The sequence below is a fragment of the Streptomyces sp. ISL-1 genome (assembly GCF_018614585.1).
GTDB classification, from domain to species: Bacteria; Actinomycetota; Actinomycetes; order Streptomycetales; family Streptomycetaceae; genus Streptomyces; species Streptomyces maoxianensis.
The window spans coordinates 147712-164493 of the sequence record NZ_JAGGOI010000006.1 but is presented as its reverse complement, the minus strand read 5'-3'; the positions used below and the strand labels follow the sequence as shown (position 1 = coordinate 164493).

Sequence of the window (16782 nt, the reverse complement as noted above, 5' to 3'; positions counted from 1 at the left end):
GGTGCTACAGGCGGTGCAGATACTTGCGCAGGATGTCGTCCAGCGCCGCGCCCATGTCCACCCGGTGGGCCACGTCCACCAGCGCCCGCACCAGGCTGAGCCCCGGATCACGGTCGGCCAGCACCAGGCCGACGTGGTGGTTGCGGGCGGGCCGCTCGATGGGCACCAGCCGCATTCCCTCGGGCACACCGAACAGGCCGAGCCAGGCGTGGGCGATGACGCTGGACCACCGCTGTGTCCCGAGGTGGGAGTACAGGGCCGACACGGTGTCCGTCTCCACGTAAGGGCTGACGCTCACTCCGGCGTCGGCGAAGTTACGGTCCAGGATCCGGCGGTTCTGCATCACCGGGGAGAGCAGGCACAACGGGACGCCGGCCACCTCGGCCCAGCCGACCCGCTCCCGGTCGGCCAGTTCGCCGTCCTGCGGTGTCAGCAGCAGATAGCGCTCGCGGTACAGCGGAACCGTGCGTACGTTGCCGAGCGGCTCCCCGTCCACATAACTCATCCCCACATCGAGGTCGAACTCGGCCAGCCGGTGCACCATTTCCCTCGACGACACCGATTCCAGCGAGAGCCTGACCTGGCGGTGCTGGTCGAAGAACGGCGTGGTCAGCAGCTGGGCGGCGGTCAGCGCCGTCGGGATCGCTCCCACCCGCAGCACGCCGGTCAGCCCGCCGTCCATCGCCGCGAGGTCGTCGCACAGGGCGTCGCGCTCCGCCAGAATCCTGCGGGCCCACATCACCACCCGCTCGCCCTCGGGGGTGAAGCCCTCGAAGCGCCGGCCCCGTCGCACGATCATGACCTTGAGTTCGCGCTCCAGCGTCCGGATGCCCGCGGAGAGCGAGGGCTGGGACACGTAGCAGGCCTCGGCGGCCCGCGCGAAGTGGCGTTCCCGCGCCAGCGCGGTCAAATACTCGAGTTGTCTCAGCAGCACGGCCGACTCCTACCCACGCAAGGCGATCCGGTGCTCGCCGGTGTACATGGTCAGGGGCGTTGTCGCATAGAGCTCCGACGAGGTCGGACGAGCCGCGCTTCACAACGGGCTCACACCCGAGGAAAATCGGCGCCGCGCTACTTCGGACGGCGCTCTACTGCGGTGTCCCGGCCGCGAACACGGCCTTCGCGGTGGCCCACAGCGTCCTGGCGGAACAGGACTGACCAGCCCGAGGCACCTGGTCGTCGCCCCCCGAAGGACGTCCGCCATGCGCGCAACGGCCGCCACCGCATCACCCGGGTTGCCACGGCGGCGTATGCGATACCGACCACGAGCGAGGCGATCAGCGCCACCACCGCGAACTGGTCGTCCAGGCGCGGGAAGACCTGCCAGTGCGTCACGTAGATGTAGAGCGAGCTGCCGGCCAGTACGCCTGCCACACGGTTGACGGAGGCCAGACTCGGCAGATTCCGCACCCACACCAGGAGTGTGAGCCCGGCGATGATGACCGCCTCGCGGGCGGGCTGCCCGAAGAAGCCCGGAACCGTCGCCAGCGCTACGGCCGTCACCAGGAGCCGCTGGCGCACAGTGGCCGCCTTCGCGGCAGCCCACCCCATGGCGAAGAGCCAGAAGACCGTGACCGCCAGCGGAATGTGGCCGCGGGCGTCGAGGCCGAGGAGGTCGTAACGCCCGATCAGCCCGAGCGTCATCAGGCCCACGGGTACGGCGAAGGGGAAGCGTCGCTCGGTGCGGTCCACCAGTGGTACGGCGAGCACGGCGGCGACGGCCGTCAGTATGTAGACCAGGGCCTCGATGAACCAGAAGCCGGTGTGCGGTCCGAGCAGGCTGGTGAGCAGCAGGACGTCGGTGAGCCGATAGTCCTCGGTGACCAGCAGCATCAGTGCCAGCCAGGCCACGCTCGGCGCGGCGATCCGTGTGATGCTCCGCCCGAGGTTCCGCAGCCGCTCTGGGCGGCCGGCCGAAGTGAGGTGGAAGCGGGCGAAGTTGTACCCGGCCACTCCGAGCAGCACATGGGCACCGCCCTTGACCATGAAGAGATGGATGTGCGAGCCGACGATCAGCACGATGGCGACGGCGCGCAGGGCGACTGCGGTCTCCAGGTTGCGGCGGCGGGTGCTGGGCCGGTCCTCGGCCCGCTGCCCCGGCGGTTTCCTGAGCTCACGGATCGGGAGCGTGTGCCAGTTGTCGGGCAGCCGGCCGAGGGCTTCCTCGAGGTTCAGTGACATCTCGACGTAACTCAGCGAGTCCCCGCCCAGGCCGACGAAGCTGCTGTCCTCTGTGACGTGGTCCCGGTCGAGGATCTCGGCGTACAGCCTGCACAGGTCGACGGGTCCCTTCGGCTTCGTCCGCTGCGCCGGTAGGGATGTCGCCCCGCCCGCAAGGACCTTGGGCCGGGTCAGTTCACGTACGGCCCGGTAGTCGGGCTTCCCCGTGGAAAGCCGGGGTAGTTCGGGCAGGACATGGACACGCACGGCGCGGGCCGGCAGGCCGCATTCACCGGTCACCGTCCGCCGCACGCGCGCCGCGTCGACGGCGTCCGGATCGCCCGAGACTGCCACCACCAACTCGTCGTCGTCACCGGTGCAGCAGGAGGTGAAGCCGTGCTTCGCGAGGGTCAACTCGACCCGTTGCGGATCGATCCGCAGGCCGAGGATCTTCGCGAACCGGCTTCGCCGCCCGATCAGTTCGTACAGCCCGTCGGGAGCGCGCCGGGCGATGTCACCGGTGTGCAGCTCCTCGACGCACCGGCCGAGCCGGAGGTCGTCGGGGCTTTCGGCGTAGCCGAGCATGACGTTGGGGCCCGAGTACACCAGCTCGCCGGTGTCCTGACCGGGCCAGTCCGGCAGCGGCCGCAACCGGAAGGAGCCGCCGGGTATCGCGACACCGGCCGCCCCGGGGCGGGTGTCGGCGAGGTCCGGTGGCAGGTACGCCATGCGGGCCGTCGCCTCGGTCTGGCCGTACATGACGAACAGGTCCCAGCCGGCGGCCCGGCCCATCGCCGCGTAGTGCGCGACCCGGTCGGGCGCCAGCCGCCCGCCCGCCTGGGTGACGTAACGCAGGTGCGGCAGCTCCATCGAGGCGAAGCCGACTCGGTCGAGCAGGTCGAAGGTGTAGGGGACCCCGGCGAACGTCGAACCTCCCCCGGTCCGGAACAGCTCCCAGAAGCAGCCGTCGGCGACCGAGAGGTCGGTGAGGATCAGGCCGGCGCCGCGCAGCAGATGGCTGTGGATGACGGAGAGGCCGTAGCAGTAGTGCATGGGCAGCGTCGTTGCGGCGCGGTCGCTGTCGCGGATACCCAGGTATTCCGCTATGGATTCCGCGTTGGCCTGCAGGTTCTCGTGCGACAGGCGGACGAGTTTGGGTGAGCCCGTGGAGCCCGAGGTGCTGAGCAGCATTGCGAGGTCCGGATGCAGGGTGTGCGCGGAGCGAGCACGTCGCTCTTCGAGCACCCATGCGCCGCCGTCCGGGCGTGCCACGACATCCGGGTTGTACGCGTCGGTCAGCGACTGCACGGCTTCGGCATGGTCGCCCGGCACCAGCAGGACGGGGTGCCCCGCGGCCAGCGCCGCGAGGTGGACAACGAGAGCGTCGACGGTGTTGGCGCCGACGAGGAGCACCAGGCGCCGTTCCCGGCCGAGGCGGCGTGCGGTCTCGGCCACCCGGGCGGCGAGCTCACGGTAGGACACCGGACCGTCGGCGGTGATGACCGCCGTGCGGTCGCCGTGGGCCGCGAGGCTGCCGGCGAACGGGACGGTCTTGGTCCCTGGGAGCAGGTCGAAAGGGGCTATCACAAGCGCATCTTAGGAAAGCCTTACTTTATTGGACAGTCACAGAGAAGTCACAGTCGATCCACTGAAGATCCATAGAACGGCCCCGGATAGGGTCGGCTCTGCCGCCCCGTCACCACCGCCGGAATGTTGTGTACATCACTCTTGACGATTAGGTTAGCTTTACCTTATTCATAGGGCGTTCAAAGGTTCCTCCGCGGCACCGTCACGCCGCTCGCTCTCTGACGACGCGACGCGCGGCGACGGAAGTGAGCCACGCAGGAAGGCTTCTGTCATGCGACGCCCCTTGGTCCGACGTCTGACCGCGCTCGTCGCGGCGGCCCTGCTGCTGCCCGCACTCGCGGGCTGCGGCAACGACGAAGACGACGCCGGGCTCGTCATCTACTCCGGCCGCAACGAGAAGCTGGTCAAACCACTGCTGGACGAGCTGGAGAAGGCTGTCGGCACCACGGTCGCGGTCCGCTACGGCGACAGCGCCGAGCTGACTGCCCAGATCCTCGAGGAAGGCGACAAGACCAAGGCCGGGCTGTTCTTCTCGCAGGACGCCGGAGCCCTTGGAGCCCTGTCCACGAAGGGCCGCCTGCAGAAGCTGCCGCAGGCGTCGCTCGACCAGGTCGACGCGGCGTTCCGCGGCGGCGCGGGCGACTGGGTGGGCACCTCCGGGCGCGTACGCGTCCTCGCGTACAACCCCGGCAAGGTCACCAAGGTGCCGGACAGCGTCCACGAGCTGATCAAGCCGGAATGGAAGGGCAAGATCGGATACGTCCCGACCAACGCCTCCTTCCAGGCCTTCGTCACCGGCATGCGCGTCCTGGAGGGCGACGAAGCCACCCGCACCTGGCTCAAGGGCCTGAAGGCCAACGACCCGAAGGTGTACGAGAACAACCTCAAGGTGCTGGACGCGGTCGGGGAGGGAGAGGTCTCCCTCGGTCTGGTCAACCACTACTACTGGTACGAACAGGTCGCCGAGAAGGGCGAGGACAAGGTGGGCGCAAAGATCCACTTCCTGCCGGGCGGCGACCCGGGCGCGCTCGTGAACGCGGCCGGAGTCGGCATCCTCAAGGGCAGTGACCAGGCACCCGTGGCCCAGAAGGCCGTCGACTTCCTGCTCTCGAAGAAGGCGCAGACCTACTTCGCCGACGACACCAAGGAGTACCCGCTGGCCGCCGGTGTCACCAGCACCGTCAAGGACCTGCCGCCGCTGGACTCCCTCGACGCCCCCAAGATCGACCTCGGAAAGCTCGAATCGCTTCAGGAGACCCTGAAGATGCTGCAGGACGCCGGGATGGTCTGAGCCGTCATGCCCACCAAGGATCCCGTCGTACGGACGGATCCCCCCGCCAGTCCGGCCGGCGCCCCCGCGTCGGCCGGTCGGCTCAGTACCGGGCGCCGGGCGCCGGCCGTCCTGGTGGTTCCGGCCACCGTCGCCGCGGTGTTCGCACTGCTGCCGCTCGGCTATCTCGCGGTGCGCTCGCTCGAACGCGGCCCCGGCTTCGCCTGGAGCGTCGTCGCCGACGAGCGCACCGCTCAGCTGCTCGGCCGCAGTCTCGGTCTCGCCGCAGTCGTGGTGACGGCCTGTCTGTTCCTCGGTGTCTCGCTGGCCTGGCTGACCGTGCGCACCTCGCTGCCCGGCGCCCGCGTCTGGTCGGTGCTGGTGACCATGCCGCTGGCCGTGCCCAGCTATGTCGCGGCCTTCGCCTGGCTCTCCGCCTTCCCGGAACTGGCGGGCTTCCCGGGAGCCGCGCTGGCACTGACGCTGGTCAGCTTCCCGTACGTCTACCTGCCGGTCACCGCGGCGCTGCGCGGCACCGACCCGGCGCAGGAAGAAGTGTCCCGCTCGCTCGGCCTCGGGCCGTTGCGGACCTTCCTGCGGGTCACGCTGCCCCAGATCCGTCCCGCTGCGGCGGGAGGCGCGGTGCTCGTCGCGCTCTATGTACTGTCCGACTTCGGCGCGGTCTCCCTGATGCGCTACGACACCTTCACCCGCGGCATCTACACGTCCTACCGGGCAAGTTTCGACCGCACACCGGCCGCCGCACTGAGCGTCGTGCTGGTGGTGATGACTGTGGCACTGGTGGCAGCCGAGGCGCGCACCCGCGGACGCGCGGGGCACGCCAGGACCGGTACCGGCACGGCCCGCCCCGCCGTCCCCACACCACTGGGCCGGTGGCGAGTGCCCGCGCTGGCCTGGTGCTCGGCGGTCACCGCCGTCGCCGTGGTCATTCCGCTGGGTACGCTCGGATACTGGCTGGCCGTCGGCAACTCCGCGACCTGGGACCCCGCGGGACTTCTCGACATCGCCGCCACGACGCTCGGCATCGCCGCCGCGGGCGCCGCGCTCACCACGCTGCTCGCCCTGCCCGTCGGGGTGATCGCCGCCCGCCACCGGGGCCGGACCGCGCATCTGCTGGAACAGTCCGCCTACGCGGGCCACGCCCTGCCGGGCATCACCGTCGCGCTGTCCCTGGTCTTCTTCGCCGTCCGCTACGCCGAACCGCTGTACCAGGAACTCCCGTTGCTGGTCTGCGCGTACGCCGTGCTCTTCCTGCCCGTTGCGGTGGCCGCCACCCGCTCGGCCGTCCTCCAAGCTCCGCCCGTCCTGGAGGACGTCGCACGCTCACTCGGCCGCAGTCCGCTGCGCGTCCTGCGTGAGGTCACCGTGCCGCTGGCCGCACCCGGCGTCGCCGCCGGGGCCGCACTGACCTTCGTGGTCTGCATGAAAGAACTGCCCGCCACCCTGCTGCTGCGCCCCACCGGCATGGACACCCTCGCCACCCGCCTGTGGACGGAGACCGGAACGGGATCGTTCGCCGCCGCCGCCCCGTACGCCGCCACCCTGATCCTGCTGGCGGCCGTCCCGTCCTACCTCCTCGGGAGGCACCGCACATGACCGCTCTGCAGATCACCGGAGTGTCCAAGGCCTACGGCCCGGACTCGACCGTCCTCAACGGGCTCGACCTCACTGTTCCCGGCGGCGCGCTCGCGGCCGTGCTCGGCCCGTCCGGCTGCGGCAAGACCACCCTGCTCCGCATCATCGCCGGCTTCCTGCGCGCCGACTCGGGCACCATCACGGTCGCGGGACGCACCCTGACCGCCCCCGGACTGAACCTGCCACCGGAAAGCCGCAGCATCGGCATGGTCCCGCAGGAAGGCGCGCTCTTCCCGCACTTGAGCGTCGCCCGCAACGTCGCCTTCGGCCTGTCCGGCACCGATCGCGCCAAGCGCAGCAGCCGGTCGGAAGAGATGCTCGAACTCGTCGGCCTCGGCGGGTACGGCGACCGGATGCCGCACGAGCTCTCGGGCGGTCAGCAGCAACGCGTCGCCCTGGCACGGGCCTTGGCGCCAAAGCCCGCGCTGGTCCTGCTCGACGAGCCGTTCAACGCCCTGGACAGCTCCCTGCGCGCAGGAGTCCGGGCAGATGTCCGCGCGGCCCTGCGCGCCACCGGGGCCACCGCAGTTCTGGTCACCCACGACCAACAGGAAGCCCTCTCCACGGCCGACCTCGTCGCGGTCGTGCGAAACGGGAAGGTCGCCCAGTGCGGCACGCCCCAAGAGGTCTACCAGCATCCCGCCGACCCCTGGGTGGCCCGCTTCGTCGGCGACGCCGTACTCCTGCCCGGAACCGCCGCCAACGGCACAGCCACCACCGCGCTGGGCCGACTGCCCCTCGCCCGGCCTGCCGGAGACAGCCGCACCGGGACCGTTCTACTGCGGCCCGAGCAACTTCAACTCACCGAAGCCGCAACGGCAGTCCGGGGCACCGTGACCGAGGTGAGCTTCTACGGCCACGACGCCATGGTCACCGTCGAGGTCGACGGGCTGACGAATCCGGTGGAGATCCGAGTGGCCGGACCCGTTGCCGTACGCCCCGGTCAGCGCACCGGCATCAACGTCACGGGCGAGGCGACCCTGCACTCCTGAGCGCGGGCATCGCTCACCGAAGGAATGACACCCGCTTTCAGGGACACGCCGTCCCATGAAGCCGGGGGCAGCACCCGAACGGCAGGCCGGTCCCCACCAGTTGCGGCGCATCCGGCAGGGACCGGCCGGCCGACGGCAACTGAACGACGGCGCTGGGCGCCGGACCGCTCATTCCGTGTCCTTCGGCGGCGGGGGCGTTCCTGTGTCGCGTTCCCGCCGGGGTTCCTCTTCCTCTTCCTCACGAGCCCGCCACTCCTGCCGTGACGATTCGATGTCCCGTTCCAGCGGCGTTCTGCCTACAGCGGTCGTCAGTGCCTGCAGGGCCTGCACCAGGAGTTCGGCCCCGCGCCGTACCACCGGATCCCGACCGCTGTCCGACTTTTCCCAGTCTTCGAGCGCCTCCTCGACCCGGTCCCACGCCGGGTCCCGCCGTTCGCGTGTGTCTTGCGCCGCTTGCGCGGTGTCCTCCTCCAGCGCCTCGGCGAATCTCTCGGCCTCGGGAACAGGTCGCGCACCGCGTTCCGGCAGGTGGGTCTCCAACAGCATCGCCGCCTGGCCGAGGGACTTGAGTGCCTCCTCGGCGTCCTCTGCCTCCCTGCGGGTCAGCCATCGATGGCGTACGGGCTCCTGCTTGGCCCGCTCGAAGGCCGCGTCCCACGCGGCGTCCGCCTCGCGGCTGGCGAGCAGCGCCTGCCGTACGTCCGCGCTGTGCCGCCCCGCGGGATCGGCATAGCTGCGGACCACCGCCGCCGCGTACCGCCCGTTCGCGGCGAGCCAGTCCGCGAGCCGGTCGAGCAGCCGCGGTGTCTCCCAGGCCGGGAAAATCAGGTATGCCAGCATCGCGAGCGCGCCGCCGAGCAGGGTGAGCAGCACCCGGTCCCGTACTGTCTGGTGCCACTCCTGGCCCCCCATCCCCAGCAGGAAGACGACATACGCCGCCGTGAAGGACTGCGAGGCCACATACCCGGTGCGCATCAGCAGGTAGGTCAGCGCGGCGGAGACCACGGCCAGCGCACCGGACAAGTACGCGTCCGGGTGCGCCAGTTGCACCACTCCCGTGGCCAGCGCGACGCCCACCAGGGTGCCGGCGAAACGGCCCACGGCACGGGAGTAGGTCTGGTGGAAGTCCGGCCGCATCACCAGGACGGAGGTGATCGGTACCCAGTAACCGTGGCCCAGCGGGAGCCAGGAGCCGAGCAGTTGGCCAAGGGAGGCCACTGCCGCGAGGCGTACTGCGTGCCGGAATACGGGCGAGTCACGGTGGAGTTCGCGGCGCATCGCGCGCAGGACGACCGGCACCAGCCGGAACATCGTGGGACGCAGCAGGGGCGGGGCTTGCGCACCGCCGTCCGTGGTGGCTGCCCCGTGGGTGCCGCCGCTCTCGGCGGTCTCCAGTACCTCGCCGAGCAGGTTCGCGAGCTTGACCGCGGCCTGCCGCGCAGGCCCCTCCAACACCTCGTCCTCCTCGTCGATCCGCAGGACCTCCATGGCTTGGGAGGGCACCTGGACCGGGGTACCGCGACGGATCGAACGCGCGGCGGCGTCCAGGACTTCGGCGGCGGCCGCCAGCAATTCCCGCGCCCGGTCTCGCTGCGGCCCTTCAGCCGGGGCACCGACCCGGGGGTCGGCGAGAGAGGCGACGATGGGGCGGATGCGTTCGGCCAGGCCGCGTGCGCCGTGCAGGGCGGCGGGCCGACGGCGCGCCTGTGACGGCGTGACGGCGGCGGCGTTTCGGGCCGTCATCATCGGTTGTGGTTCGAACGGGGCCATCGGGTAGTGCCTCAGGCGCCGGGCGTAGTCCGCCACGGCGGCGAAGGCGTCGGCGAGCGCGTCCCGGTGTGCGCCCCATCTACGGATCGGGAACAGCAGGATCAACATCGCCTGCACCACGCCGCCGAGCGCGATGACCCCGGCGTGTTCCAGTGCCTGGCCGACGCTGGTGGGCAAGGTGACGGTCACCAACATGATGCCCACCGTCGCCGCCGCGACGATCCCGGCGGTCGTGCCGATGGCCCAGGCCATCCCGGCGAGAAAGGACCATGCGATGAGCAGCAGGAGGAAGGAAACCGTGTGGCTCCCTGCGAGGTAGCCCAGGAAAGTACTGAGAGCCAGAGCAGCGCCTGCGGCCAGCGCGATCACCTTGCGCGGACGCCAGCTCCGCTGGAACGTGGCAGTACCGGAGGAGAAGGCGCCGAACGCGGCGGACGTGGCGTATGCGGGTGAGACGAGCCACAGCGCGAGTCCGATCACGATCGCCACTCCGGCCGCCGCGCGCAGGGCGAGCAGAGGTTCCAGCCTCGTCCGCTCGATCGCCAGCCCGGAACGCACAATCTCCCTCAGCGCCCGCAGCCATGTCACAGAGCCGAGCCTACGGCGATTGCGGCGGCGGTTCGCATCAGCCGCACGGAGGAATTTGGTCCTGCCCGGCGCCCGAGGACGGCTGCGTCTGCCGGCCGGGATGGTGCGGGTCAACCGGCCCTGGCTGCTGTTCACCGGCCCGTCCCGGGCCCTCGTCTTCGCAACCGCCGCTTTCGGTCTGGTCAGCAGCGACGTCCGGCAGGCCGGCATCCACCTGGGGGCGGCCCGCGACGCCGTGTTCACCTTCGCGTCGAGTCAGGACACCCACTGGCCGGGCGTCAGCTGACGCTCTGCCGTACCGGGCGCGCGGACGAGGTTGCCCTCCTGCGCCTGGTGTTCGTGGACGAGTCGAACCGCGATGGCTCCCTCGCCCGCGGCGGAAGCCACTCTCTTGACGGAGCCGCTCCGCACGTCGCCCGCTGCGAAGACACCCGGCAGCGTGGTTTCCAGCATCAGCGGTCCGCGTCCGAGCGGCGCCCAGAGATCCATGTCGGCCGCGGCCTGGGCGTCGGTGCCGGTGAGGACGAATCCTCGCGGGTCCAGAGCGATCACGTCCTTGAGCCACTCTGTGTGCGGCCGTGTTCCGATGAAGACAAAGAGGGCGCGTGCTTCCACCTCGCGCCTGTCGCCGGTGACGTTGTTCTCCACGACCACCGACGTCAGGACGCCCACTCCCAGGACTTGGCGTACCTCGGTGTTGGTCAGCACCTCGATCTTCGGGTGGCGTTCCACCTGATCCACCAGGTAGCGCGACATGTCCTTGCCGAGGTCACCGCTTCGAACAAGCAGGTACACCTTGGGCGAATAGCCTGCGAGGAAAAGCGCCCCCTGCCCGGCGGAGTTTCCGGCGCCGACCACGGCGACCGGGTCCATACGGCAGAGGCTGGCTTCATGGAGTGTGGCGGCGTAGTAGACGCTGGTGCCTTCCAGCCGGTCGATGCCGGGGACCTCGAGCCTGCGGTAGAGCACGCCGGAAGCCAGGACGACTGTGCCGGCCTCGGTCTGGGTGCCGTCCGCGAAGGTGACCACGTAGTGGCCGTCCCGTGGTTCGAGGGAGGTGGCCTCTGCGGGCACGGTGATCCGCGCGCCGAATTTGCGTGCCTGGAGAACCGAGCGTTCTATGAGTTCGGCGCCCGAGATCCCGGACGGGAAGCCCAGATAGTTCTCGATGCGCGACGAGGTACCGGCCTGGCCGCCGGTGGCCATCGCGTCGACGATGACTGTCACCAGGCCGTCGGACGCCCCGTATACGGCGGAGGCGAGTCCGGCGGGACCGGCACCGATCACCAGCAGATCGCACTCGGTGACGTCGGGCGTGGGCGCGGGAAGTCCGATGAGGCGGGCGAGCTCCGCGTTACTGGGATTGCGCAGTACCTGCCGGCCTTTCCAGATGACGACCGGCGTCTCTTCCGGACTGATGCCGAACCGGCGCAGCAGCGCCTCGGCTTCTTTGTCCCTCTCCAGGTCGATCCATCGGTGCGGCAGTCGGTTACGTGCGGCGAACTCGCGCAGTCGCAGGGTGTCGGGCGAGTAGCACGAGCCCAGAATCCGGAAACCCGCGCCGAGGCCGATGAGCAGGGAACGACGGCCCAAATAGGCGCGCAGCACCAGGTCTCCGAGCACCGGATCGCCGGCGACCAGGGCTCTTTGGCGCTCCACCGGGACGGCGAGGATCTCTCCGGGCTCGCGGACGACCGCGGCGTTGAACGCCGCCTGTCCTTCGAGCAGACCGAGTTCACCCAGAAAGCGGCCGGGGCCGTGCACGGCCACGGTGCGTTCCTCGGGGCCGCCGTAGTCGTGGACGACCTCGACCATCCCGCTGAGGATCACGAGGAACTCTTCGAAAGGCTCGCCCTCGCGGAAGAGCACCTCTCCCTGCCTGGTGCGACGGCGCTCACCGTGCTGGGCCAGCAGATCGATCTGCTCCGGCGTCAGCCGGGGATAGGCGCCGTGCCGGTCAGGAGTTTCGGGGGTCGTCGTCCCGTGCGGGTCGGCGGTGCCGGGGTTCATCAGACCATGGCCTCGTGGACGAAGCACCAGCGCCAGTCCTCGCCAGGTTCGAAGGACTGCACGATGGGGTGAGCGTCGGCGCCGGCGTGCTGGCGAGCGTGCTTGAGCGGCGAGGAGTCACAGCATCCGACGTGCCCACAGGTCAAGCAGAGCCTGAGGTGCACCCATGGGGAGCCCAGGCGCAGGCACTCCTCACAGCCCTGGGGAGTACGCGGGGTCACGGGGCGTACGAGCGAGAGATGCGGGTCGGGTGCCGTCATGGCGGGCCTCCTTGTGTCGACGGGCGGGTCACCGGCGACCGGCGATGGTCTCCTCGACCCATGTACGCAGGACGTGGGCGGGCGCAGCACCCGCCTGCCGGGCGATCACCTCTCCTTTGTCGAGAAGGAGCAGGGTCGGCACGGCCTGTACCTGGAATCGCTGGGCGAGCGCGGGTGCCTGGTCGATGTCGACCTTGACCAACTTGACCTGTCCGGCGAGCTCGTGGGCGACCTGCTCCAGCGCGGGGCTGACCATGCGGCAGGGCCCGCACCAGGTGGCCCACAGGTCGACGAGAACGAACGGCGCCGCCTTTTCGGCGATCTCCGCGAAGTCGTCGTCGCCCGCGTCGACGATCCACGGGAGTGGGGCGCCGCAGTTGCCGCATTTCGGGCGTCCCTCTGCCGACGCCGGCACCCGGTTCTTGCGGCCGCACCTGTCGCAGGCGACGGGCTTGCTCGTGCTCACAGCCACGGGTCTCACGCGGCCTTTCGGACGTCCGACTGGGACGGCCCGCCGTACGTCACCACCAGTTCACCGTTCTGGGCGTCGACCCGGATCGTCGATCCGTCCTCCACATCGCCGCGGATCAGCGCCCGTCCGACGAGGGTCTCGACCTCGTGCGAGATGTACCGCCGCAGCGGCCGTGCTCCGTACACGGGGTCGAAGCCCTGTTGTGCGATGAGTTCTCGGGCCTGTTCAGTGAGTTCGACGGTGATCTGCCGCTCGGCCAGGCGCCGGCGCAGGTCGTTGAACTGCAGCTCGACGATGTGCTGGATCTGCCTCATGCCCAGTGGCTTGAACAGCACGATGTCGTCTACCCGGTTGAGGAACTCGGGCCGGAAGTGGCTCTGCAGTTCGCCCATCACCAGGGCGCGGGCGTCGGGCTTGATCTCGCCGTCGGCGGTCACGCCGTCGAGCAGATGGGCCGATCCGATGTTGGAGGTCATGATGATGATGGTGTTGCGGAAGTTGACGGTACGGCCCTGTGCGTCGGTGATGCGGCCGTCGTCCAGCACCTGCAGCAAGGTGTTGAAAACATCGGCGTGCGCTTTCTCGATCTCGTCGAAGAGGACGACGGAGTACGGCTTGCGGCGCACCGCCTCGGTGAGCTGGCCGCCCTCCTCGTAACCGACGTAGCCCGGAGGCGCGCCGACCAGCCTGCTCACGGTGTGCCGCTCCTGGTACTCGCTCATGTCCAGGCGGACCATGTTTTCCTCGGTGTCGAACAGCGCGGCTGCCAGCGCCTTGGCCAGCTCGGTCTTTCCGACGCCGGTGGGGCCGAGGAAGACGAACGAGCCGATGGGACGGCGCGGGTCGCGGATGCCGGAGCGGGCCCGGATGATGGCGTCACTGACCAGTCTGACCGCCTCGTCCTGGCCGATCACGCGTTCGGTGAGGATCTCGTCCAGTTTTAGCAGCTTCTCCCGCTCGCCCTCCTGCAGCCGGGTGATGGGGATACCGGTCCACGCCGAGACGATCTCGGCGATCTCGTCCTCCGTGACGACCTCGCGCAGCAGGCGGTTGTCGCCCTGCTTGGCGGCGAGCGCCTCCTCCTCGGCTTCCAGTCGGCGCTCGAGTTCGGTGAGCTTGCCGTACCGCAGTTCGGCGGCGCGGTTGAGGTCGTAGTTCCGTTCGGCCTCCTCCGCTTCCTGCCGGACCTGTTCCAGCTCCTGGCGCAGTTCCTGGACGCGCCGGATGGCCTGGCGTTCGGCCTCCCACTGGGCATGCATGGCGTCGGCCTCGGCGCGCAGGTCGGACAGTTCGCGGCGCAGTTCCTCCAGACGCTTCTGGCTGACCGGGTCGGTCTCCTTCGCGAGTGCCGCCTCCTCGATCTCCAGACGGGTCACCCGGCGGGTGATCTCGTCGAGTTCGGCCGGCATCGAGTCGATCTCGGTCCTCAGCCGTGCGCATGCCTCGTCGACGAGGTCGATGGCCTTGTCCGGCAGGAACCGGTCGGAGATGTAGCGGTGGCTGAGGGTCGCCGCGGCGACCAGCGCGGTGTCCTGGATCTTCACGCCGTGGAAGACCTCGAGGCGTTCACGCAGCCCGCGCAGGATGGAGACGGTGTCCTCGACGCTCGGTTCGTCCACCAGGACCTGCTGGAAGCGGCGTTCGAGGGCGGCGTCGGATTCGACGTACTTGCGGTACTCCTCCAGGGTTGTGGCGCCGATCATGTGCAGCTCGCCGCGGGCGAGCATGGGCTTGAGCATGTTCCCGGCGTCCATGGCGCCCTCGGCGCCTCCGCCCGCGCCGACGACCGTGTGGAGCTCGTCGACGAAGAGCAGGATGCGCCCCTCGCCGGCCTTGACCTCGCTCAGTACGGCCTGGAGCCGTTCCTCGAACTCACCGCGGTACTTGGCGCCCGCCACCAGCGAGCTCATGTCGAGGGAGAAGATCGTCTTGTCGCGCAGGCCGTCGGGTACGTCACCTCGGACGATCCGCTGGGCCAGTCCTTCTACGATGGCCGTCTTGCCGACGCCGGGATCACCTATCAGTACAGGGTTGTTCTTCGTCTTACGGCTGAGGATCTGGATGACCCGGCGGATCTCCGCGTCCCGTCCGATCACCGGGTCCATCCTGCCGCTCCGGGCTTCGAGGACCAGATCACGGCCGTACTTCTCCAGCGCCTCGTAGGCGCCTTCGGGCGTCGCCGATGTGACGCGCTGGCTTCCGCGGATCCGGGTCAGCGCGGACAGGAACGACTCCTTGGTGATGCCGTGCTCCTTGAGCAGCCGTCCCGCCGCTGTCCTGGATCCTTCGTCGGCCAGGGCCAGGACGAGGTGCTCGACGGACACGTACTCGTCCTTGAGCCGTTTGGCCTCCTGCTCGGCCGTGTCCAGCAGCTTGGCCAGCCGCTGGGTCACGTACACCTGACCGGGTGTGGCGCCGGGTCCGGTCACCTTCGGCCTGCGCGCCAACTCGGCCGACAGGGCGGAGCGCAACGCCTGTGTGTCGGCGCCCGCTTGGTCGAACAGGCGCGGAACGAGTCCCTCCGGCTGCTCCAGGAGGGCGAGCAGCAGATGCTCGCCGTCGACCTCGGTCTGATCCAGCCGACCGGCAATCGTCTGCGCTTCCTGCAGAGCTTCCTGGGACTTCTGGGTGAACCGGTTCATATCCACGTTTCATCACTCCTGGAGCCGGCGTTACTGCGCCTCAAGGCGGCCTCCAGCTGGCTGATCCGGTCGAGCAGATCGAGCACAAGACCGAGGGAGGCGTAGTTGAGCGGGAGTCCGGCACGTAGACGTTGGATGCGGGCGAGAGTTGCGGGAGCTGTGGGCTCGAACCACAGCCGGCCGTCCGGGCCGCGGGAGGCGTCGATGAGGCCAAGGGTGACGAACCGCCGGACGAGATCGGGGTGGAGGCCCGAACGCTGGGCGACGACGTCCAGACTGAGCCGGTGGACCGGCACCATGGCGTAGCTGCGGACGACGACGTTGACACCGGCCTGCCGGGCAGACGCCATCGTCCGGCGGTTCCCGGTGTCCGGCCCGTTGGCAGCGGCACGCCGCGGATCGTTGGTCATCCTGGCTTCCTCGGGTCGAAGGTGGACACGGTGGCCAGCTCCTCGAAGAGCTCACGCTCCCGGTCGGTCAGCTTGGGCGGCACCATGATGCGGACCTCGGCGTAGAGGTCTCCGTTGGCACCACGGGGGTTGGGCATGCCCTCGCCCCGCAGCCGCAGTCGGCGGCCGCTGGAGGAGCCACCGGGGACGGTCACCTTGGCGGTGCCACCGGGAGTGGGCACCGGCACCGTTGCTCCGAGCGCCGCCTCCCAGGGCGTCACCGGCAGGACGACATGGATGTCCCGCCCCTCCAGGCGGAATCGCGAGTCGGGCTTGATCTTCACGCGCAGGTACAGATCACCCGGCGGGGCGTCGCCGCTGCCCTGCCCGCCCTGCCCGGCCAGCCGGATGCGCTGCCCGTCGGCCACCCCGCGGGGGATGTCGACGTCGAAGGTCCGCTGCCCGCCGGGCCCGGCCAGGGTGATGCTGCGCTTGCCACCGTGGTAGGCCTCCTCGACACTGAGGTGGATCTCGGCCTCCTGATCGGCGCCCGCAATCGGGCCCCGGGGCCCGCTCCTGACCCCGCCACGGCCGAACAGCCCGCCGAACAGGTCCTCGAAGTCGATGCCGGCGTCTTCGAAACCCTCGCCGTGGTCCGACACGAAGCGGACCCGGCTGCCGCCGTCGCCGGTCCCCCAGCCGGACCTGCCACCACGGGCACCCACTCCGGCGCCCGCCATCCGCTCCTCGTAGTCCTCCGGGATCTGCCGGAAGTCTTCACCGAAGCGGTCGTAGCGCTGGCGCGTCTTGGGGTCGGAGAGCACGCTGTACGCCTCGTTCAACTCCTTGAAGCGCTCCTCGGCCTCCGGGTCCTTGCTGATGTCGGGGTGGTATTTGCGGGCCAGCTTGCGGAATGCCTGCTGAATCTCATCAGGGCTCGCGCCGCGCTGCACCCCGAGCACTTCGTAGAAGTCCCGTGCCATGAG

12 protein-coding genes and 2 pseudogenes are annotated in these 16782 nt (G+C 69.7%); 5 read left to right on the top strand and 9 right to left on the bottom strand.

Features of this window, described 5'->3' with window-relative positions; translation table 11 throughout:
• Positions 1–4: 4 nt before the first annotated feature.
• Positions 5–934, bottom strand: a complete 930-nt coding sequence (locus J7E87_RS04970) for a LysR family transcriptional regulator (protein ID WP_215090268.1) — start codon at positions 932–934, stop codon at positions 5–7.
• Positions 935–1022: 88 nt separating this feature from the next.
• On the opposite strand from J7E87_RS04970, the pseudogene J7E87_RS34810 reads away from it, so the two are divergent.
• Positions 1023–1158: pseudogene (locus tag J7E87_RS34810) on the top strand (carboxymuconolactone decarboxylase family protein); the annotation flags it as partial.
• Positions 1159–2163: 1005 nt separating this feature from the next.
• Here the strand turns inward: J7E87_RS34810 and J7E87_RS34805 are convergent.
• Positions 2164–3747 (bottom strand): annotated as a pseudogene (locus tag J7E87_RS34805) (AMP-binding protein); the annotation flags it as partial.
• 271 nt (positions 3748–4018) lie between these two features.
• Between J7E87_RS34805 and J7E87_RS04960 the strand changes: the two are divergent.
• From J7E87_RS04960 to J7E87_RS04950, 3 genes are read left to right on the top strand one after another with little or no spacing between them, the layout of a single operon-like run.
• On the top strand, positions 4019–5038 hold the full coding sequence (locus J7E87_RS04960) for an iron ABC transporter substrate-binding protein (RefSeq protein ID WP_215090264.1): 1020 nt from the start codon (positions 4019–4021) through the stop codon (positions 5036–5038).
• 6 nt (positions 5039–5044) lie between these two features.
• Complete coding sequence (locus J7E87_RS04955) at positions 5045–6634, top strand: iron ABC transporter permease (RefSeq protein ID WP_215090262.1); 1590 nt, start codon at positions 5045–5047, stop codon at positions 6632–6634.
• Positions 6631–7665, top strand: coding sequence for an ABC transporter ATP-binding protein (locus tag J7E87_RS04950; RefSeq protein ID WP_215090260.1), 1035 nt, complete (start codon positions 6631–6633; stop codon positions 7663–7665). The genes J7E87_RS04955 and J7E87_RS04950 overlap by 4 nt, the downstream gene beginning before the upstream one ends.
• A gap of 168 nt (positions 7666–7833) precedes the next feature.
• Here the strand turns inward: J7E87_RS04950 and J7E87_RS04945 are convergent, their stop codons facing one another.
• Positions 7834–10023, bottom strand: a complete 2190-nt coding sequence (locus J7E87_RS04945; protein WP_215090258.1) for an FUSC family protein — start codon at positions 10021–10023, stop codon at positions 7834–7836.
• A 55-nt stretch (positions 10024–10078) separates the two neighbouring features.
• Here J7E87_RS04945 and J7E87_RS04940 point away from each other — a divergent pair, with 55 nt between their 5' ends.
• A complete protein-coding gene (locus J7E87_RS04940; protein ID WP_215090256.1) occupies positions 10079–10309 on the top strand; it encodes a hypothetical protein in 231 nt (76 codons plus the stop codon).
• On the opposite strand, the gene J7E87_RS04935 is transcribed toward J7E87_RS04940, so the two are convergent.
• Genes J7E87_RS04935 through J7E87_RS04910 form a run of 6 tightly spaced genes read right to left on the bottom strand, consistent with a single transcriptional unit; the run spans position 10279 to position 16779 of the window.
• The gene (locus tag J7E87_RS04935; RefSeq protein ID WP_215090254.1) at positions 10279–12033 is read right to left on the bottom strand and encodes a cyclic nucleotide-binding domain-containing thioredoxin-disulfide reductase; all 1755 of its coding nucleotides are present in this window, start codon (positions 12031–12033) and stop codon (positions 10279–10281) included. The genes J7E87_RS04940 and J7E87_RS04935 overlap by 31 nt on opposite strands.
• The gene (locus tag J7E87_RS04930; protein WP_215090252.1) at positions 12033–12293 is read right to left on the bottom strand and encodes a UBP-type zinc finger domain-containing protein; all 261 of its coding nucleotides are present in this window, start codon (positions 12291–12293) and stop codon (positions 12033–12035) included. Before J7E87_RS04930 ends, J7E87_RS04935 begins: the two co-directional genes overlap by 1 nt.
• 28 nt (positions 12294–12321) lie before the next feature.
• Positions 12322–12765, bottom strand: a complete 444-nt coding sequence (gene trxA, locus J7E87_RS04925; protein WP_215090250.1) for a thioredoxin — start codon at positions 12763–12765, stop codon at positions 12322–12324.
• A 5-nt stretch (positions 12766–12770) separates the two neighbouring features.
• Entirely contained in the window at positions 12771–15413 is a 2643-nt protein-coding gene (gene clpB, locus J7E87_RS04920; protein WP_215090248.1) for an ATP-dependent chaperone ClpB, read from the bottom strand.
• Complete coding sequence (locus J7E87_RS04915) at positions 15404–15817, bottom strand: chaperone modulator CbpM (RefSeq protein ID WP_374195139.1); 414 nt, start codon at positions 15815–15817, stop codon at positions 15404–15406. Before J7E87_RS04915 ends, clpB begins: the two co-directional genes overlap by 10 nt.
• Positions 15814–16779, bottom strand: a complete 966-nt coding sequence (locus J7E87_RS04910; protein WP_215090246.1) for a DnaJ C-terminal domain-containing protein — start codon at positions 16777–16779, stop codon at positions 15814–15816. The genes J7E87_RS04915 and J7E87_RS04910 overlap by 4 nt, the downstream gene beginning before the upstream one ends.
• Positions 16780–16782 lie beyond the last annotated feature (3 nt).